The 19,730-nt window shown below is 61.5% G+C and carries 15 protein-coding genes and 1 tRNA gene; 4 read left to right on the top strand and 12 right to left on the bottom strand.

Going from position 1 to position 19,730, the window contains the following annotated elements; genetic code table 11:
- The 3 genes from D6877_RS24145 to dibA form a co-directional block, all read right to left on the bottom strand.
- The coding region (locus D6877_RS24145; protein WP_130912328.1) for a sulfate ABC transporter substrate-binding protein at window positions 1–449 on the bottom strand (449 nt) is incomplete at its 3' end.
- A gap of 139 nt (window positions 450–588) precedes the next feature.
- Complete coding sequence (gene oscA / locus D6877_RS24140) at window positions 589–771, bottom strand: sulfur starvation response protein OscA (RefSeq protein WP_007917682.1); 183 nt, start codon at window positions 769–771, stop codon at window positions 589–591.
- A gap of 284 nt (window positions 772–1,055) precedes the next feature.
- Window positions 1,056–2,975: a phosphodiesterase DibA gene (gene dibA, locus D6877_RS24135; protein WP_130912327.1), complete on the bottom strand. Its 1,920-nt coding sequence runs from the start codon at window positions 2,973–2,975 to the stop codon at window positions 1,056–1,058.
- 147 nt (window positions 2,976–3,122) lie between these two features.
- On the opposite strand from dibA, the gene desA reads away from it, so the two are divergent.
- Both desA and D6877_RS24125 read left to right on the top strand, forming a co-directional pair.
- Window positions 3,123–4,307, top strand: coding sequence for a delta-9 fatty acid desaturase DesA (gene desA, locus D6877_RS24130; protein WP_122508377.1), 1,185 nt, complete (start codon window positions 3,123–3,125; stop codon window positions 4,305–4,307).
- Between the two features lie 210 nt (window positions 4,308–4,517).
- Window positions 4,518–5,507: a sensor domain-containing diguanylate cyclase gene (locus D6877_RS24125; RefSeq protein ID WP_130912329.1), complete on the top strand. Its 990-nt coding sequence runs from the start codon at window positions 4,518–4,520 to the stop codon at window positions 5,505–5,507.
- Window positions 5,508–5,642: 135 nt separating this feature from the next.
- Here D6877_RS24125 and D6877_RS24120 read toward each other — a convergent pair whose 3' ends face one another.
- The 3 genes from D6877_RS24120 to gabD all read right to left on the bottom strand — a co-directional run bounded on the left by D6877_RS24120 (window position 5,643) and on the right by gabD (window position 9,894).
- Window positions 5,643–6,854, bottom strand: coding sequence for a response regulator (locus D6877_RS24120; RefSeq protein ID WP_130912326.1), 1,212 nt, complete (start codon window positions 6,852–6,854; stop codon window positions 5,643–5,645).
- A 134-nt stretch (window positions 6,855–6,988) separates the two neighbouring features.
- On the bottom strand, window positions 6,989–8,266 hold the full coding sequence (gene gabT, locus D6877_RS24115) for a 4-aminobutyrate--2-oxoglutarate transaminase (RefSeq protein ID WP_016772251.1): 1,278 nt from the start codon (window positions 8,264–8,266) through the stop codon (window positions 6,989–6,991).
- A 185-nt stretch (window positions 8,267–8,451) separates the two neighbouring features.
- Window positions 8,452–9,894: an NADP-dependent succinate-semialdehyde dehydrogenase gene (gene gabD / locus D6877_RS24110; RefSeq protein WP_024011131.1), complete on the bottom strand. Its 1,443-nt coding sequence runs from the start codon at window positions 9,892–9,894 to the stop codon at window positions 8,452–8,454.
- Window positions 9,895–10,325: 431 nt separating this feature from the next.
- Between gabD and D6877_RS24105 the strand changes: the two genes are divergently transcribed.
- Window positions 10,326–10,402: transfer RNA gene (locus D6877_RS24105), tRNA-Arg, on the top strand.
- A 77-nt stretch (window positions 10,403–10,479) separates the two neighbouring features.
- Here the strand turns inward: D6877_RS24105 and D6877_RS24100 are convergent.
- On the bottom strand, window positions 10,480–10,749 hold the full coding sequence (locus D6877_RS24100) for a hypothetical protein (RefSeq protein WP_130912325.1): 270 nt from the start codon (window positions 10,747–10,749) through the stop codon (window positions 10,480–10,482).
- 46 nt (window positions 10,750–10,795) lie between these two features.
- Window positions 10,796–11,356: a YbhB/YbcL family Raf kinase inhibitor-like protein gene (locus tag D6877_RS24095; RefSeq protein WP_016772253.1), complete on the bottom strand. Its 561-nt coding sequence runs from the start codon at window positions 11,354–11,356 to the stop codon at window positions 10,796–10,798.
- Window positions 11,357–11,495: 139 nt separating this feature from the next.
- Here D6877_RS24095 and D6877_RS24090 point away from each other — a divergent pair, with 139 nt between their 5' ends.
- A complete protein-coding gene (locus tag D6877_RS24090; protein ID WP_130912324.1) occupies window positions 11,496–13,019 on the top strand; it encodes an FAD-dependent oxidoreductase in 1,524 nt (507 codons plus the stop codon).
- A 118-nt stretch (window positions 13,020–13,137) separates the two neighbouring features.
- On the opposite strand, the gene pgaD is transcribed toward D6877_RS24090, so the two are convergent.
- From pgaD to pgaA, 4 genes are read right to left on the bottom strand one after another with little or no spacing between them, the layout of a single operon-like run.
- The gene (gene pgaD, locus D6877_RS24085) at window positions 13,138–13,668 is read right to left on the bottom strand and encodes a poly-beta-1,6-N-acetyl-D-glucosamine biosynthesis protein PgaD (RefSeq protein WP_123444120.1); all 531 of its coding nucleotides are present in this window, start codon (window positions 13,666–13,668) and stop codon (window positions 13,138–13,140) included.
- Entirely contained in the window at window positions 13,665–15,020 is a 1,356-nt protein-coding gene (gene pgaC, locus D6877_RS24080) for a poly-beta-1,6-N-acetyl-D-glucosamine synthase (RefSeq protein WP_056786973.1), read from the bottom strand. Before pgaC ends, pgaD begins: the two co-directional genes overlap by 4 nt.
- 1 nt (window position 15,021) lies before the next feature.
- Window positions 15,022–17,019, bottom strand: a complete 1,998-nt coding sequence (gene pgaB, locus D6877_RS24075; RefSeq protein ID WP_130912323.1) for a poly-beta-1,6-N-acetyl-D-glucosamine N-deacetylase PgaB — start codon at window positions 17,017–17,019, stop codon at window positions 15,022–15,024.
- A gap of 12 nt (window positions 17,020–17,031) precedes the next feature.
- On the bottom strand, window positions 17,032–19,512 hold the full coding sequence (gene pgaA, locus D6877_RS24070; RefSeq protein ID WP_130912322.1) for a poly-beta-1,6 N-acetyl-D-glucosamine export porin PgaA: 2,481 nt from the start codon (window positions 19,510–19,512) through the stop codon (window positions 17,032–17,034).
- Window positions 19,513–19,730 lie beyond the last annotated feature (218 nt).

The following is a 19,730-nucleotide window of genomic DNA, read 5'->3' as shown; positions in this document are numbered from 1 at the left end:
GGCGTGATCACCGAGACATCGTTCTTGACCAGATCGCCCCAGTCCTTGATGCCTTTCGGGTTGCCCTTGCGCACCAGGAACACGATGGTCGAGGTGTACGGCGTGCTCGCTTCCGGCAGACGCTTCTGCCAGTCGGCGGGCAGGCTCTTGCCGAGCTTGGCGATTTCATCGATGTCACCGGCCAGGGCCAGGGTCACCACGTCAGCCCGCAGGCCATCGATCACCGCACGGCCCTGCTTGCCCGAGCCACCGTGGGACTGCTGGATTTTCACCGTGTCGCCGGCATGATCCTGCTGCCAGAACTTGATGAATTCGGCGTTGTATTCCTGATACAGCTCGCGCGTCGGGTCATACGACACGTTGAGCAGCTCGTAATCCTTGGCAACGGCGGAACCGGCAAACACGGCACTGGCCAGCGCGGCCAAAGCATAACGGCGAATCGACGACATGGTGAAAGCTCCTGGAATTCCTGGTGGTGGCTTTTTCTTATGTATTGCTGGAATCGGGTCCCGTTGAAAGATCGCCGCCTTCGCCAGCTCCTGCACACAGCCCCCTGTAGGAGCCGCCGAAGGCTGCGATCTTTTGATCTCAGCCCGGTTGTTTACCGGGTTGCTGCAAACGAAATTTCTCTTTGCGTTCGATCTGTACGACTTGCGCGTTGTGCACAGTGATCTCCACCGCGCCGAACCGCAGATCGCGCAGGGCGCTCTGGATTTCCCGCAAGATGGTGCTTTCGTCCTGACCGTCAACGCTGCGAAGGGATGCGCTCATGGTGCTGCTCCTTTGAAGGGGATTTGCCTGGCAGTGGGCGGCACTGCGTTCGGCGTGGGAGCAATATAAGAGAGACATGGATATTCTTAAAAAGACTATTTAAGAATGTTTATATAACTATAAAACATTACGAGAGAGGGCAAAGGTTTGCGCTGATTTGAAATCGTCAAGAGAACTCGTGGCGAGGGGATTTATCCCCGTTGGGTCGCGAAGCGACCCCAAAAATGGGACTGCTACGCAGTCCAACGGGGATAAATCCCCTCGCCACAAGCCATATGGCCTATTCAGCCAATCAATGGCGTTTTCGCCCAATCAAGCCGATCCGCAGACACCGGCCGCCCAAACCAGTAGCCCTGCCCCAGATCGCATTCCTGCGCCAACAGAAATGTCGCCTGCTCAGCCTGCTCGATCCCCTCGGCATGCACCTGCATACCCATGCTCCGCGCCAGCGCGATGATCACCCGGACAATCGCCACGTCATCCTCATCCCACGGCAACCCTGCGACGAAGCCCTGATCGATCTTGAGCTTCTGTACCGGCAAGCGCTTGAGCCGCAGCAACGACGAATAGCCGGTGCCGAAATCATCGATGGCCAGACGCACACCCAGTTCGCGCAAGCGATGCATCTGTTCCAGCGCCACTTCCGGGTCGTCCATCACCGCGCTTTCGGTAACTTCCAGTTCCAGATACGCCGGATCCAGCCCCGTGTCGTGGAGCACCTGCGCCACCTGCTGATAAAGCTCACGCCGGGCAAACAGCCGCGACGAAACATTCACCGCGACGAACGCCAGCACCACACCGCTCTGCTGCCATTGGCACATCTGCCGGCAGGCCTGCTGCATCACCCAGGCATCGATCTCGGCGATCAGCCCGGTGCGCTCGGCAATCGGAATGAACTCCGCCGGCGACACCAGGCCGCGCTGCGGATGCTGCCAACGCACCAGTGCCTCAACGCCGATCAGACGGCTGCTGTGCAGGTCATGCACCGGTTGGTAGAAGACGCGCAACTCCTCCTGCTCCAGTGCGCGGCGCAGTTCGAAGGCGATTTCGACCCGTTGCTGGGCATGTGCGGTCAGCTCTTCGGTGTACAGCGCGTAGCCGTTGCGCCCGGCGCTTTTGGCCTTGAACAGCGCGCTGTCGGCGTTGCGCAACAACTGCTCGGCGCTCAGGGCATCGCTGGGAAACAGGCTGATGCCGATGCTGGCGTTGATGAACAGTTGATTGCCATCTACCAGCATCGGCTCCTTCAAGGCGTCCAGAGCCCGTTGCGCCAGCCCAGCGGCCTGAGCCGGCTGTGGACAACTTTCCGCGAGCACCGCGAACTCGTCACCACCCAGCCGTGCCAGGGTGATGCCGGCGCCGAACAGATCCTGCAAACGCGTCGCCACCGCTTTCAGCAAGCGGTCGCCGACGTTATGCCCGAGGCTGTCGTTGATCATCTTGAAGTGATCCAGATCGAGCATCAGTAGCGCGCAGCCACGCTTGTGCGCCTGCGCCGATGCCAACGCCTGCTCGGCGCGGTCGCTGAACAGCAGGCGATTGGGCAGATCGGTCAACGGATCGTGATGCGCCAAGTGTTTGAGTTCGGACTCGGAATCCTTGATCGCACTGATATCGGAAAACACCGCCACGTAATGGCTGAGCCGGCCGAAATCATCGTGAATCACCCGAATGGTCTGCCACTGTGGATAAATCTCGCCGGTCTTGCGCCGGTTCCAGATCTCGCCGCTCCATTCACCTGCGGCTTCAAGGGTTGCGAACATTGCCTGATAGAAGCCCGGCGGATGATGACCGGACTTGAACAGACTGGGCTGCTGACCGATCACCTCATCGCGCCGATAACCGGTGATCTCGATAAAGGCGCGGTTGACGTGAACGATCAGGCCCCGATGATCGGTGACCAGTACGCCTTCACGGGTGCAGTCGAACACGGCCGCCGCCTGACGAAGACGCTCACGGTCGCTGTGGCGCTCGCGCAGGCGGGCCCCGATGCCGAGAAACCGACACAGCCGCGCCCGGGCGAGGAAAATCAGCCCGGCGCTGACGGCTGCCAGCAGATAACCGTTGATCAGTTGCCAGTGGGCCAGCGCACTGGAGTCATCGAAGAATCTGCTTAATAAATGATCGGAAACCTGCAGCCATACGGCGGCGAGGACGATGTAGAGCAGCGCTGCACGCAAGGCATCGCGGTAAGTCGCAGACATTCGGTCGTCCATGTCCCTACAAAAAGGTTGGAATTATAGGTGAAGAAACATTCAGCGACTTCTTATCTGAAAGGGCGACTGGTTTTATCTGTGTGCTTAGTGATAATGCAACGGCTGTTTTTATCTTTATCGAGGGCCCTATAGCCTATGTGGTACGAAGGTTTTCTTGGCTTGTCGGCCTGGTCACTGGTCGCGGTCACCCTGCTGATGACCCATGTGACGATTGTTGCCGTCACGGTCTATCTGCACCGTTATTCGGCCCACCGCTCGCTCGAGCTGAATGCGGGTCTCAAGCACTTTTTCCGTTTCTGGCTGTGGCTGACCACGGCGCAGAACACCCGCGAGTGGACCGCCATCCACCGCAAACATCACGCCAAATGCGAAACCGAAGATGACCCGCACAGCCCGGTCATCAAGGGCCTGTCCACGGTGCTGCGCACCGGCGCCGAGCTGTATCGCAGCGAAGCGCAGAACCCGGAAACCCTGCGCATCTACGGCAAGAACTGCCCGGAAGACTGGATCGAACGCAACGTCTACAGCCGCTATCCGCTGCTGGGCGTGGCGATCATGGGCGTGATTGACCTGCTGCTGTTCGGCACCATCGGCATCACCATCTGGGCCATCCAGATGATGTGGATTCCGGTGTGGGCCGCTGGCGTGATCAACGGTCTGGGCCATGCCGTCGGCTACCGCAACTTCGAATGCCGTGACGCGGCGACCAATCTGGTGCCGTGGGGCATCCTGATCGGCGGCGAAGAACTGCACAACAACCACCATACCTACCCCAACTCGGCCAAGCTGTCGGTGAAAAAGTGGGAATTCGACCTCGGCTGGGCGTGGATCAAGGTCTTCTGCTTCCTGCGTCTGGCCAAGGTGCAGCGGGTAGCACCGATTGCCCACCGCGTCGAAGGCAAGGGCAGCCTGGACATGGACACCGCCATGGCGATCCTCAACAACCGCTTCCAGATCATGGCCCAGTACCGCAAATTGGTGATCGGCCCGCTGGTCAAGCAAGAGCTGGCCAAGGTCGATCATTCGGTGCGCCACCAGTTCCACCGGGCCAAACGCCTGCTGTCGCGGGAAACCAGCCTGCTGGAAGACCGTCATCACCTGCGCATCCAGACCATGCTCGAACACAGCCAGGCGCTGAAAGTCATTTACGAAAAGCGCCTGGCTTTGCAGCAGATCTGGGTCAAGACCAGTTCCAATGGCCACGACATGCTGGCCGCCATCAAGGAATGGATTCACGAGGCCGAGGCCAGTGGCATCCAGTCGTTGCGTGACTTTGCTGATCAGCTGAAAACCTACTCGCTGCGTCCTGCGACTGCCTGACCCGGCACTGGCTGCGATCTTTTGATTCTGAGGATCAAGAGATCGCAGCCTCGTTGCACTCGTCAGCTCCTACAGCTCGCCGCTTGGCGGGACTCGGTAATGGCCGGGAACTTCGCCGAAAATCCTCTATCTCAATGACACTTCGCCATCCCGGCGGGCTGTCCTGTGGCCGTTGTCGATATTGCGGCGCGCCCTTTGAGATTTGTGCCGATGGTCAACAACAACCAGAAAGACACAACCTTCACCCAATGGCCCGAGGCCGCGCAAACGCTGATGGCGCTGATGCACGCGCAAGGCGAAGTCGCGCGCCTGAGCGAGCGCGAACAGTTAATCAGTTCGCTGCTGGTCAGCGTCAACGCCGTGCTCTGGGCTTTCAACTGGGAAACCCGGCAGGTGCTGTACGTCAGTCCGGCATATGAACGGATCTTCGGCCGTTCCGCCGCGCTTGTGCTGGCTGACTACAACCAGTGGCGTGACAGCATTTACCCCGATGATCTGGAGTACGCTGAACAAAGCCTTGCCGAAGTCCTGCACCGAGGTGCGGTGGAAGATCGCGAGTACCGCATCATCGCCGCCGATGGCCAGGTGCGCTGGCTCAGCGACAAATGCTTTATCAATCGCCAGGACGAGCCAGGGCAGCCGGTGATCATCGTCGGCATCGCCGAAGACATCACCGACAAAAAACACATGGAAACCGAGCTGCAACGCTTGGCCACCACCGACGTGCTGACGCAAAGCAGCAATCGCCGCCACTTCTTCGAATGCGCCCACCGCGAGTTCGCCGAGGCGCGGCGCCAGGGCACACCGCTGGCCTTCCTGCTGCTGGACATCGACGATTTCAAAGTGATCAACGACAGCTATGGCCACCCAGAGGGCGACAACGTGCTGCAACGAATCGCCGAATGCGGGCGCGGCTCATTGCGCCGTGGCGACCTGTTTGGGCGAATTGGCGGTGAGGAGTTCGCCGCGGTGTTCCCCGGTTGTGCGCCGGAGATGGCCGTGCAAGTGGCGGAGCGCCTGCAACAGGAGATCCAGCGACTGCGCTTCAACCACGAAGGGCAAGCATTCAGCATCACCGTTAGCCAGGGCCTGACCAACCTCACCGACGAAGACAAGAGCCTGGACAGCCTGTTCGCCCGCGCGGATGCCGCGATGTACGAGGCGAAACGGCAGGGCAAAAACCGGATCATTGCGGTCTGACCCGTATTTTGTGGCTGCCGCAATTCCTGTGAGAGCGGGCTTGCCCGCGATGAGGCCCGCACCTTCAACAAAAATGTTGCCTGCGCTGGCGCCTTCGCGAGCAGGCTCTCTCCCACATCGGAATGTGGTGATCTGTCATTTGCGCATCCGCAGCAACTCCGGCAGCCCGATCTTGAGCAACCGCGCCGTCCGGCTCTTCGCCAGTTCCTCAACGCCTTCATGCTCGGTGAGCCGCGCCATCTGCGCGGCCATGTGCATCACCAGCGCCTCGCGACTGTAAACGCCACCACCGAGCTGGTAGACCGCAGCAATCAACTCGCGCAACTCCAGCGGCAGACGCCAGCGGGTGCGCAATGCCGAGCCATAAGAAGCACCAAACTGCGCCAACGCTTCGCCGACCTCTTCCAGTTCGTCCAGCTCGCCGCCGGCTTGCTGCCATTCCTGCAAGCAGCGCAGCAGTGCCAGATCGCCGAGCCGATGCAACATGCCGGCGCAATAGCAGCGCTCCTGATCCAGATCGAGCAGGCGCGCCAGCGTGCGGGCGTATTCCGCCGTGTGCAGTGACAGCCCCCAATAGCGCTCGGCGTAATCCGCCAGGCATGGATCGCTGAGCCGCGCGCTGCGTTTGAGCGCCAGGCCGAGAATCAGGTTCATGCTCTGCCCGGTGCCGAGTCGGTGCAGCGCTTGGGCCAGGGTTTGCACCGGCGCGCCGTAGTGTTGCGCGGCACTGTTGGCGGCTGCGATCAGCACGGCAGTAATCTGCGGATCGGTGCGCACCTCTTCTTCCAGCAGCTTGAGGTCCAGCCCCTCGGGATTGAGGCTGCGCTTGACCGCCACTTGCACATCGGTCATCAGCGGCGCGCCATCGGCCTGCTCGCGACGCCGCTCAAGGAACACCGACAGGGTCATGCCCGGCGCCAGTGCCGGCACTTCGCAAACCACTGCTTCGCCAGCGTTGAGCAGCAACCCCTGCAAGCGCTCGGTCAGGCCTTCCATGTTCAACGGTTTGGTCAGGTACGCCGTCGGCGCCAGCGGAATCGCTTCGCGCACGCTGGCGCTGTCGTTGCGGCTGCTCATCAGAATGAACGGCAGCGGCGGATTGCGTTTGCGCTGGCGGACGCTGCGCAGCACATGCAATCCGTCGATGCCGGGCAGCTCCCAATCAACGATGGCCAGGTCATAGGGCACCTCGCTGAGCAACGACATTGCCTGCTGACCGTCGGCACACAAATCCAGCCGCGCATCGCAGCGCACATTGAGCAGCACTTGTTTGAGCAGGTCGCGGGACCAGGGATCAGCCTCGGCAATCAGCACCCGGGGTACGGCGGGTAAATCAACGGCAGTCATGCGCGCTCTCCTTGCAATGCCTGAACCTTAGCCAATGCTGGCGATCCGATACAGCGCTAACAGGTCCGATATGTTTCAAGGGGCAAAAAAAACCCGCCGAAGCGGGTTTTTGTCGAGCGGGTCACACGAGCGGATCAGAGTTCAGAGAAGCACTCTTCGATGATCGCCAGGCCTTTGTCCAGTTGCTCGTCTGGCGACGTCAGCGGAACCAGCACACGCAGCACGTTACCGTAAGTGCCGCAGGACAGCAGGATCAGGCCCTTGTCACGCGCCTTGGCCACCACAGCAGCCACGGCAGTCGGGTTCGGCTTGTGGCTGTCGCCGTTTTCGAACAGCTCGACCGCGATCATTGCGCCCAGCGCACGCACTTCACCGATCACCGGGTACTTGGCCTGAATCGCCTTCAAACCGGTGACCAGGCGCTCGCCGACAGCCTTGCAGCGGTCCAGCAATTGCTCTTCTTCAAACACTTCCATGACTGCCAGCGCAGCGGCGCAAGCGATCGGGCTACCGGCGTAAGTGCCGCCCAGGCCGCCCGGAGCAATGGCGTCCATGTATTCGGCCTTGCCGCACACGCCGGCCAGCGGGAAGCCGCCAGCGATGGACTTGGCGAAGGTGGTCAGGTCGGCGGCAACGCCCATCTGTTCCATGGCGAAGAAGGTGCCAGTGCGGCCAGCGCCGGTCTGCACTTCGTCAGCGATAAGCAGGATGCCGTGCTGGTCGCACAGCGCACGCAGACGCTTCATGAATTCTTTCGGCGCGACGTAGAAACCACCTTCGCCCTGCACCGGCTCGATGATGATCGCAGCGATGTCTTTCGGCTCGGCGTCGTTCTTGAAGATGCGCTCGATGGAAGCGATCGAGTCGTCGATGCTCACGCCGTGCAGTTCGTTCGGGTACAGCGCGCGGAAGATGCCGCCTGGCATCAGGCCCATGCCCGCCGAGTAAGGCACGACTTTACCGGTCAGGCCGAGGGTCATCATGGTGCGACCGTGATACGCGCCGGTGAAAGCGATCACGCCAGCACGGCCAGTGGCGGCACGGGCGATCTTCACGGCGTTTTCCACCGCTTCGGAACCGGTGGTGACCAGAAGGGTTTTCTTGGCGAAATCACCCGGCACCTTGGCGTTGATTTTTTCGCACAGCTCAACGTACGGCTCGTAAGCCAGCACCTGGAAGCAGGTGTGGGTCAGCTTGTTCAGCTGTTCGGTCACGGCGGCGATGATTTTCGGGTGCACGTGGCCGGTGTTCAGTACCGCGATACCGCCGGCGAAGTCGATGAACTCGCGACCTTCAACGTCAGTCACGGTGGCGTTCTTCGCCGACTCGGCGAAGATCGGGTGAATCTGGCCAACACCACGAGGTACGGCATTGGTGCGGCGGGCCATCAGTTCAGCGTTAGTCTTGCTCATTACAGTCCTCATTCGCCGCTCATCGGGCGGCGTGGTTCAAGGATGAAGCGGGAGAAATCGGCGGTAGCAGCATGCGATGATCGACTGCCACGGCGTTCCTGGCCGCAGAGAAAATTCCTGTTTGAAACCACGCAAAGGGACAGCGCTCTCGTGCCCTTTGCGTTTGCAGCGATCCCTTTCCCGGCTTAGATGCCCAGGCAGAGGTATTTGATTTCCAGGTAGTCTTCGATGCCGTACTTGGAGCCTTCACGGCCCAGGCCCGAGGCCTTGATGCCGCCGAACGGCGCGACTTCGTTGGAGATCAGCCCGGTGTTGACGCCGACCATGCCGTATTCCAGCGCTTCGGCGACACGGAACACACGGCCGAGGTCACGCGCGTAGAAGTAAGAAGCCAGACCGAATTCGGTGTCGTTGGACATGGCGATCACTTCGGCTTCGTCTTTGAAGCGGAACAGCGGCGCCAGCGGACCAAAGGTTTCTTCCTTGGCCACGGCCGCGTTTTTCGGCACGTTGGTCAGGATGGTCGGCTCGAAGAAGTTGCCTTCCATCGCCTTGCCGCCCGCCAGTACGGTGGCGCCTTTGCTTACGGCATCAGCGATGTGTTCCTGAACCTTGGCCACGGCTTTTTCGTCGATCAGCGGACCGGTGGTGGTGCCATCTTCCAGACCGTTGCCGATCTTCAGTTTGGCCACAGCCACTTTCAGCTTCTCGGCGAACGCATCGTAGACCGCGTCCTGAATGTACAGACGGTTGGCGCAGACGCAGGTCTGACCGTTGTTGCGGTACTTGGAAATGATCGCGCCTTCGACGGCCTTATCCAGATCCGCGTCGTCGAACACGATGAACGGCGCGTTACCGCCCAGTTCCAGCGAGACTTTCTTGATGTCCTTGGCGCATTCGGCCATCAACTGGCGACCGATCTCGGTCGAGCCGGTGAAGGACAGTTTGCGCACGATCGGGTTGCTGGTCAGCTCGCTGCCGATGTCGCCGGCGCTGCCAGAGACCACGCTGAACACGCCCGCAGGAATGCCTGCACGCTGGGCCAGTTCGGCCAGGGCGAAAGCGGAAAATGGAGTTTGCGAAGCCGGCTTGAGCACCATGGTGCAACCGGCGGCCAGTGCTGGGCCGGCCTTGCGAGTGATCATTGCTGCCGGGAAGTTCCATGGAGTGATCGCAGCGGTGACGCCGATCGGTTGCTTGATCACGATCAGGCGCTTGTCCGGCTGATGGCCCGGAATCACATCACCGTAGATGCGCTTGGCTTCTTCGGCGAACCACTCGATGAACGATGCGGCGTAAACGATTTCGCCCTTGGCTTCGGCCAGCGGCTTGCCCTGCTCGAGGGTCATCAGGCGCGCGAGGTCGTCCTGGTTCTCGATCATCAGTTCGAACCAGCGACGCAGCTTGCCGGCACGCTCCTTGGCGGTCAGTGCACGCCAGGCCGGCAGCGCCTTGTCGGCGGCTTCAATGGCACGGCGGGTTTCAGCGGCGCCCATCTTCGGCACGGTGCCGAGGATTTCGCCGGTGGCCGGGTTGTTGACCTTGATCGTCTGACCGTTGTCGGCATCGACCCAAGCGCCATCGATGAAGGCTTGCTGGCGGAACAACTGGGTGTCTTTAAGCTGCATGTCGGCTTTCCTTAACAGCACCGCGGCCTGCGCGGAGCAAATTATGATTGTAGAAAGGCGCCTCGCAAGGCTGCCGTCAGGGAAATCAGTGAACGGATTGTGGCGCATCAACAGTGCACGACCGGGCGCACCTGCGCTGCAAAACCCGCCAAAGAGCGTTTGAAATCTCAAACGGATCGTAGGTTCAAAGGGGGTAAAGGACAATAGGTCGTTCGAAAAAAAGAACAAAAATGCCGCTTTTCAGATCAACGCACCGAAAACCCGTGCCGCAGGAAAAACCTTAGATCAACCCCGGCAAAGCGCCAAGCGAGGGTTTTGCAGGACGTTACCGCTTTAAGGAATGCAGCGATTTGTGCCGACACGCACACTGACAAAACCCGCCAAACCCGGCATGGACGCCCCGAGCCGACCTAGGTATGATGTCGCCCGCTGCACCAGTAGCTCAGCTGGATAGAGTACTGCCCTCCGAAGGCAGGGGTCGTGGGTTCGAATCCCGCCTGGTGCACCATGAATCAAACGAGAAAGCCCCGGTCTGTGATGGTCCGGGGCTTTTTTGTGGGCGATGACAAGATCACTGGAACGACGTCACTCCGTCGTCCAGTCAAACTCGTCATATTCATCGTCGTCGTCCCCCTCCTCCTCAACCTCGTCAAACACCTCGTCTTCTTCAACGAGATCTTCTTCCGGCTGATTCAGCAGAAATTCCTTACGCGTCTCGGTTACTGCACGCCGCATTTGTTCGCCCTTTTCCGGGCAGTTGAGCAGCTGGGCGATGCGGTCGATTTTTGCTGCCACGGTGTCCTCCAGCGCATTGGCAATGGCTTGATAGTGCGCGTTTTCGCGGGGCAATGCCAAATGGCTGGGGAATCAGAGCAGTCAGCCGCCCGTGAGCGGCCCAACCTCAGCGGTGATAACGGCGCACCGCGCTGCTGTTGCGCAGCACATGGCCTTTGATTTTTTCCATCAGCTCGGCGCGGGTCAGGCCGGCGGGCAAGGCGTCCGGGGCAAGATCGAGGGCGTAGATCTGGATGATGTAGTGGTGCGCGCTGTCGCCCACTGGCGGGCACGGGCCCATGTAGTGGGTGTTGCCTTTGCTGTTGGTGCCGCCGACGCCTTCGAGGGCGGATTTGGCACCGACGCCGGCCGCGATCTGGTGGGTGGTGGGCTTGATGCCGTAGTGAATCCAGTGATCGACGCCCAGGCCTTTCTGGCCGTCCGGGTCGTGCATGACGATGGCGTAGCTCTGGGTTCCGGCGGGGCCGGCGTTCCAGCTCAGCGCCGGCGACTGGTTCTTGCCGCCGCAACCGGGTGCGTCACTTGCCGCTGCCGAGGTGAACAGACGGTTATCCGACACGCCGGGGATGCTCAGGGTGAAGCGTTCCTGGGCCTGTGCCGGGAACTGCACGCAAAGGGTCACGGCGATGGCCGCCAGCCATGGGTTGAGAGAGGTCAATCGGGTCATTCCGGGAGCACCTTGTGCAGTGAGGCCGTCGTCGGCCCGCAAACTATAGCTGTACCGTTCGTGCCTTGGCAGTAGCAAATGGCTGAACCTCGCGCGGCGCCGCCAACTCACAAGAGAAATGCCTGCGAGGAAGCCGAAAATGTCCCTGCACCGTGTCGCCCGTTTCGCCGATGTCCCGCAAGACCGTGGCCTGCAAGTCGAAATCGGCGACTGCAAGATCGTCCTGCTGCGTGCCACCGGCGAGTTGCGGGCGTTTCAGGGCCTGTGTCCACATGCCGGCGCACCGTTGGCCGAGGGGGCGATGTGTCACGGCAGGTTGATCTGCCCCTGGCACAAGGCCGCGTACCGCGCCGAGGACGGCGGCCTGTGCGAGCCGCCATCGCTGGACAGTCTCAAGCGCTATCCGCTGGAGTTGCGCGGCGATGAAGTCTGGGTCGATGACCAGCCGTTGCCCGATCCGCACACCCCGCCCGCTGACGACCCAAGAACGTTCGTGGTGGTCGGCGCCGGGGCGGCGGGCACGGCTTGCGCGGCGGCGCTACGGGAGAAAGGTTTCGGCGGACGCATCGTGCTGGTCGACGGCGAACCGGATGCCGGCTACGACCGCACGGTGCTGAGCAAATTTGTTCTCGCCGGGGAGATGTCGCCGAAAGAAGTGCCGCCGCTGCGCGATGAGGCGTTCTATCAAGCGCAACGGATTGAGCGCGTGCAAGGCGAAGTGACTTCACTCGACGCCCCAGGCAAAACGCTGCATCTGCACAACGGCGGCATCCTGCGTTACGACGCCGCTGTACTCGCCACCGGTGGCGCGCCCAATCCGTTGAAGCTGCCTGGTGCCGGGCTGGCCAACGTCTTCGTCCTGCGTTCGAAAGCACAGGCTGAACAGATCATCAACGCCGCTCAACCGGGCCAGCGTGCGGTGATCATCGGCGACAGTTTCATTGCCCTTGAATGCGCATCTGCGCTGCGCGAGTTCGGCCTCGACGTCACCGTGCTGGCACGCCATGCAATCCCGTTTGCCAAGCAGTTCGGCGAAGCGGTGGGCAAAGCGATTCGCGGGTTGCACGAAGAGCACGGGGTGAAGTTCATCAGCGAACACGAGGCTACGCAGATCCTTGGCGAGGACAAGGTCGAGGGCGTGCTGCTCGACAACGGTCTGCGCCTGGCGGCGGATCTGGTTCTCGCCGGCGTCGGCGTTCACCCGGCCACTGAACCTTTCGCATCATTGCCCAAGGAAGAAGACCAATCGTTGCGTGTCGATGACGGTATGTGCGTCACCGATGGCCTTTGGGCCATCGGCGATATCGCCACGTTTCCGTTGAATGGCCAGCCAACCCGCATTGAGCATTGGCGCCTCGCCCAGCAACATGCGCGCATCGCCGCCGCCAACATGCTCGGTGGCGAGGAGCATTATCTGGATGTGCCGTTTTTCTGGACGTACCACTTCGGCAAGAACTACGACTATCTCGGTCACGCGCAGGAATGGGACGAGGTCGAGTTCAGCGGTGAGCCGGAACAGCCGCCGTTCATTGGTCTTTTCGCAAAAGACGGCATCGTCGTTGCGGCGGTGGCCTGCGACAAGCAACGCGCAATGGCGCTGCTGGCCGAGCGAATGAAGCAACCTCTGCGGATAAAAGAGGCCTGGACGCTGACCCAGGCCTGACACCGATCCTGTAGGAGCTGACGAGTGCAACGAGGCTGCGATCTCTTGATCTTGTTTTTACATAAGCAAAATCAAAAGATCGCAGCCTTCGGCAGCTCCTACACAGGCCGCGTGGAGATCAGGTCAGGCGTTTCACCGGCTCGCGACTGTCGTCCTCTTCGGCATGCAGAAAGATCACCCGTGGATGCTCCAGGGGTGCCAGCGGCGCCGGCAGTGCTTGCTGCTGAAGCGGCCAGAAATGCGTTTCCACATGGCTGATGTCGCCATCCTGGTCGTTGTGAATGGTCATCACCCCCGGCGTGCGCAGTTTCTGGAAACGCTCGTCGCACAGCTTGAAACTCTTGCTCAGACCTTCATCGCCAATCACCGGTGACGGCAAACGGCGCTGGGCGAAGCTGCGGCTTTTGCGTTGCTGGTAACGCGCCCAACCGATCAGGATCACCGCGTTGACCAGCGCCACCCACATATAAACTTGCAAGGTGCCCAGGGCATCGAACGCCGAATGATCGATACGCGGGCCGCCGCTGGTTTCGATCAATGGCCATAGTCCGCGCACCAGCAGGAACAGCAGGCCAACCCAGGCCAGGACGGTGAGGATCACGTCGATCACCACCAGAAAGGGCCGTTGGCGAGTCCGGATAATTTTCATTTGATGACTTCCTCCTGGTCGTCGCCCAGCGGTTTGATACCCCGATCAGGACTGACCCAGCGCGCGCGTTTTTTGTGTTGGCTGAACAACACCTTGGGGAAACTGACCAGGGTGGTCAGCAGACTGACGAGCCAGAACACCAACGGATACCAGACCACCCAGAACATGGTTTTGCCCAGACCCGGTTCATAGCGTCGATCGATGATGATGCTGACAGCGAACTGCACCAGGCAGACGAACGCCAGCAACAGACCGGTGAAGGCCGGCGGCATCAGGTGATCGACGGCGATCGCGTCGGGCATGACCATGAACTTGCCCATGCCCCAGAAAATCACCGACAGCAGGAAAGTGAACGCCCAACCGGTGGACAGGCAGTATTCGAACAGCAGCGGCCACAGGTAGCGATGGCGGTACTGCCAGATGCCGCGAATGTTCTTGAACAGCACTTCGGCGCCGCCCTGAGCCCAACGCAGACGCTGCTTCCACAGGCCACCGAGGGTTTCCGGCATGAGGATCCAGCACAGCGCACGCGGTTCGTAGAAGATGCTCCAGTGATCGAGTTGCAGCTTCCAGCTGATGTCGATGTCTTCGGTGATCATGTCCGGGCTCCAGTAGCCGACCCGGTTCAGCGCAGTACGACGGAACGCGACGATCACGCCGGAGACGGTGAAGATGCGCCCGAACACCCGTTGCGTACGTTTGATCAGCCCGATGATCGAGGAGAACTCGCCGACCTGCACCCGCCCGATCAAGGTCGAACGCGTGCGGATCCGCGGGTTGCCGGTCACTGCGCCAAGGCGTGCGTTATCCAGCATCGGCGCGACCAGATAAGCCGCAGTGTTCGGCGCCAGCAAGGCGTCGCCATCGATGCACACCAGATACTCGCTGCGCGCAGCGATCGCGCCCATGCGCAGAGCCACAGCCTTGCCCTGGTTTTCCGCCAGATGCAGAACTCGCAGTCGCGGATCTTCCTTGGCCAGCGCATCGAGCACTTCGGCGGTGTTGTCCTTGGAGCCGTCGTTGATCGCGATCACTTCGATGTTCGGGTAGTGCTGGGCCAGCGCCGCGTAAATGGTATCGGCAGCGTTATCGCCTTCGTTGTAGCAAGGAATCAGGATCGAAATCAGCGGCTCGCCTTCCAGCGGCGGCGGCAGCGTGTCGTCCTGCCATGGCCAGTGGCGCTCCCAGTGCAGCCAGAAATACAGGCCGCCAGCGATCCACAACCCGGACATGAACAGTGGGTAGAAGAACACGAACGACATCAGGAACTGGCCGGTCACGAGGAAGATCAGCCCCAGCGGAACGCCAAGGACAATCGCCAGAACAAGCAGGGCTAACAGTCTATCCAGCATGTTATGGATTCCATTTGTTGGAGAGTGCAGGCCTTACGGTTTTCAGGTCTGGCAGGTTGTCGAGGAAGTTGTCCGGGTAGTAACCGAAACTGGTCGCGCCCTGACGCTTGAGCCGGCCCATCCAGTCCGCCAGATGCACGGCGTCGATATCGGCCTGATCCTTCTGGTTCCAGTCACGCGCCTGCAATTCGAACACGGTGCGGTTGAGTGCGCCGGGGCGTTTCTTCACCGTGGCGACCAGTTCTTCCAGCCATGGGCCGGACTCGGCCAGCGTCTGTTTTTCCATCAATGGCATGGCCATCGGCGCCGTCCAGTCGTAGGTGGCGAGGAAGTCATCGAGGTTCTGCGCGAACCACGCTTCGCTGTCGGGATTGAGCATCGGCTCAGCGAAGATGTTGCGCGCGGTCAGCACTTGCGGGCCGCGAATCGCACGGACCTTCGCGGTCAGTTCGTTGGTGAAGTCGATCAAGTAGCGGCTCTTGAAACGCGTCCAGCGTTGCATCGCCGCCGGATCGTCGCGCAGCGCGGCAATCGAACCCGGCAGACCTTGAGCGGCGTAGGCCTTCAGGGCATCCGGGCTGGCGTCTTCGAAATCCGAAAGCACCGCATCGTCGTGGTAGAGAATGCCGTCGACCGAGGTCAGCCGCGCCACGTCTTCATAGATTTCACCGATGATCTTGCGCACTTCGGGATTGAACGGTGACAGGCGTTTGTACTGCTTCGGATCGACCGAGGTGATGGCGGTTTTCGGGTCCCAGCGGGTTACACGCGGCAGTTTCGAATCCAGTTCGAAACTCAGCACCGGCATCCATGCAAAGACTTTCACATGGGCACGGGTGCGCAGTTGCCAGGCGACGCGGTCGAACAGGTCGGCGCGCATCGGCAAGTGGCGGTTGGGGAAGTACAGCGAATGCACCAGACCATCGCCCTTGGGATCGGCGAAGGCTTGCAGGAACACCGTGCTGGCGCCGAGGTCAGCCATGCGCTGCACCAGCTTGCCGAGGTTGATGTCCTGCTGGGCCGGGTCCGGGTCGTAGACGTTGTCGAGATCGACATGCACCACGCGCATCGGCCCTTCGGCCTGCACCGAAACGATGCTGTTGGCGAAATGCTCGCCGTCAGGATCGGACGCGACGAGGAAGCGCGGCCCGCTCATCAGGTTATCGAGGGTGTCGAGGCCGTCGTCCAGCGTCAGGGCCATTTCATAGCCCTCCTCACCGACCACGGTCAGCGAGGTACCGTCGGCGGTGCCGTACGGCCAGACCCACACGCGTGGTTTGTAACCGGTGGCCTTGCGGATCTTCTCGGAAATGTTCTTCACGTCGGTACGAATGCGTGCCTGGAAATCGGCTTCGGATTCATAGCGCTTGGTCACCGGGTCATAACGCCGGGTCGCGGCGGCCGGCTGCAGGTTGCCCTGCGGGTTGGCAAGGATGCCTTTGTGGTTGGCATCGGTGTGAGCGGCGATCTCTACCAACCCGGACTTGGAGATTTCGCGGATCTGCTGCCAGGTCAGGAAGTTGTCACGGTTACGCGGCGTGCCGGCAAAATCCACCGGTTGATTGAGCGGCGTGTCGATCCAGGTACCCACCGGCGCCAGCAAGGCTGGCCAGTTGTAGGCGCGCAGCACCGGCAGCACGCGGGTATAGAAGCTGGCGTAACCGTCGTCGAAACTGAGCAGCACCGCTTTCGCCGGCAGCTCCGGGCCACCGTTACGCGCGGCCATGATCTGGTCGACGGTCACTGGTTTGTAGCCGTTCTCGCGCAGCCAGGCGAGCTGCTCGATCATGCGCTCGGTGCGCACCGCCACCACGGCCTGATCGGGATCACGGTCTTCGACATCGTGGTAGGCAATGCCGAGCACATGGTTTTTTGGCCACGGTTGTTCACTGGCCGCGGCCGGGCGCTCGGAGGGCGGCGCGAAGGCCGGGGCTTGCTGGGCGCAGGCGCTGATCAGCAGCGCTCCCAGCAGAAGGATGAAACGCGAGATAAAAGGCATCTTCAAACTCTTCTAGAAGCGGAAAGTGAGGTCGACGAGCAGACGCAGATCAGTTTCCCGATCACCGTCGTAAGGCCGGTTGATCACACTGAACATGCCGCCCACATCGAACACGTCGTTCCAGGCGTACCGTTGGCCGTAACCGAGCAACGCCATGCCGCCGGTGCCGTGGTCGCGCTGGCTGTAAGTGCCCGCGCCGGCCTGGAATTGCTGGCTCCAGGAAGTCTCGTAGCGGTGGTAGAGCACGTGGTTGACGTTGACCAGCGGCATCACGCTGAAGTCCGACTTGGGGTTGAAGTACGGCACGTCGTCGGATTTCGAGTTGTGGCTGGTGCCAACTTCCAGGCCGGCGTCGACCTGAATGTTCGGCGCGGTGTAGATGCCCTCGCGCCCGGTCACCAAGGCTTCGACGCGGTTGTTGCCATCGCTGAAGTGCGATGGGCTGACCGACACGCGCCACTCGCGGCTTTCGTTGGCGCGCCAGCGCAGGAACGCACTGCCGCCGTTGGCCTTGATGTCGCTATTGAGCGCGCGCAGCGGGGTTTCCGCCGAGAGGTATTCGAGGCTGCCGCCGTATTGCCAGTGATCGTTGATGTCGCGGGCAATCGCCAGGCGCGCGCCCTGTTTGTCACCGAAGCCGTAATCGTGATTCGACACCTCGGCTTCGAGGGTCATGTCACGGGTGCGCCGTTCCAGGCCGACACGCTGGAAGCGATGGTGGCCGGTGCCTTCGGCGAAATCACCGGTGGCATAACCGGCGCCGGCAAACACGCGCCAGTCTTCGTTGATCGGTGGGCTGTACAACGTGCTCTGGATACCGAAATCACGGCTGCCGCTGACCGCACCGGCATCGCCGCTGCCGCCACCGTTGGCCTTGCCGCCGTAGGCTTCGACGCGCAGTTCGGCCATGTCATGCACTTCCCGTTCGCGGGCCAGGCGCTGCACCTGGCGGTTGTCCGGATAACGCGCGACCACATCGTCGACCAGCGCATCGTTCTGCCGCCACTCCTGCAACTCCATCGCGGTACGCGCCTGAGCGACCTCCAGGCCGGCATCGCGCGGGGCCATGCTCTCGGTTTCCTTGAGCTGGCTTTCCGCGCGGCGCGGCATCTGGCGGGCAAGGTAGAGATCGGCCTGGGCCAGACGCAAGCCAAGGTTGCCCGGTGCCTGCTCGACCAGAGTCTGCAGGCGCTCCTCGCCGTGGGGCAGGTCGGAACCGTAGGTGCCGGCCTGCGCCGCGAGCTGCTGCGCGTCCATCCATTCGTCGTTAGGGTTGCCGATCGGCAAGCCCTTGAGCTCGACGCGCGGTCGCTGGGCTTTCGCTGCGTCTTCGGCGACCTTGCGCGCCTCATCGGCGCGGTCGCTTTCCAGCAGCGAGTAGTACAGCGCAGTGGTGTCTTCGAGGCGATCACCGACATCGGCGTCCGGCGCCGAAAGCACCTGGCGATACAGATCGGTAGCAATCTCAGGCTCGCGCTGATCCAGATAAGACGCCGCTACCCAGCGCAGGGCGTAGGTCGGAATCGCCACGCCTTCGGCTTGCAGTTTCTGGTATTCGCTGATCACGTCGGCGGTGCGCGCACGGGCCTTGAGCGCGCCCATACGGTCGATGCGCCAGCGCGTCACGTCATCGTGGGCAGTGGCGTCAGGCGTCCAGGTCGCGAGCAATTTGTCGTAATCGCCCAGCGCGCGGTCGGCGATGACGTAGCGTTCCTTCTCGCTGCGGGTGGCCAGTTCGGCGAGGCGCACGCGTTCGGCGGCGAGATCACCTTCGAGGCGGCGCAAGGTCACCGGATCAATCAGGCCAGGACGTTGACTGGCCAGACGCAGCGCCGGTTCAGGCAGACGGGCCTTTTGCAGGGCGACCACGTACTCACGGGCCACTTCAGGTTTGTTGCCGGCGCGGATGAAGGCTTGATCGAATTCAAACAGCGCATCGTACTGTTTGCCGGCGCGACCGAGGGCATAGCCCAAGGCGAGGCGGCGTGACGGATCGTCGGGTTTGGCGGCGACCAGCGCCTGGGCGCGGGTGACGGCCTGATCGGGCTTGCCGGCATCGGCCTGAGTCAGCGCGAGGCCCAGTTGCAGGTCAGCGTTGTCCGGCTCCAGCGCCAGCGCTTTGTTGTAGACCTGGGTGGCCTGATCCCAGCGCTTGAGGTTGCGATAGGCACGCGCGGCGGCGGTCAGTGCCTGCACCGGCAGGACGCGGTCGCGACCTTGTGTTTCATAGACCTTGACCACTTCGGCATCGAGCCCGGCCCAACTGGCGATTTGCAGGTGATCGCTGACCTGGCCGTCGCTGGCCTGGCCCGGCGGCACCTGACGCAAAACCGTCAGCGCAGGCGTGTAATGCCCGGCGCGGGCATCGCGCACCATCTCGTCGTAGGGTGTGTCGGCCAACGCCAGCACTGGCCAGAGCAACTGGCTGCACAGGGCGAATCGGAACAAAGGGCGCAAACCACGATGTAATACAGGGCCATCAATACGCGGCATTTGTCAGCATCCTTACATGGCCAGCCGGGTCGCAATGCCCTCCTTGCCCATTCGTAACGGTGGCCGACAATGACAGCCTTCGGCCAAGCTTGGTGAGGCAGTCTGCACGCAAGCGTAGTCGAGTTTTCACAACGCAATAATTGTTCAGAATCGGCCTGTCTGTAAAAAACCCGTACAGCAAAACGCCCGGCGCCTGTTTACACAGGGGCCGGGCGTCT

Source organism: Pseudomonas sp. Sample_9, from assembly GCF_004307535.1.
GTDB classification, from domain to species: domain Bacteria; phylum Pseudomonadota; class Gammaproteobacteria; order Pseudomonadales; family Pseudomonadaceae; genus Aquipseudomonas; species Aquipseudomonas mercuritolerans.
This window is presented reverse-complemented; position numbering and strand designations above follow the sequence as displayed.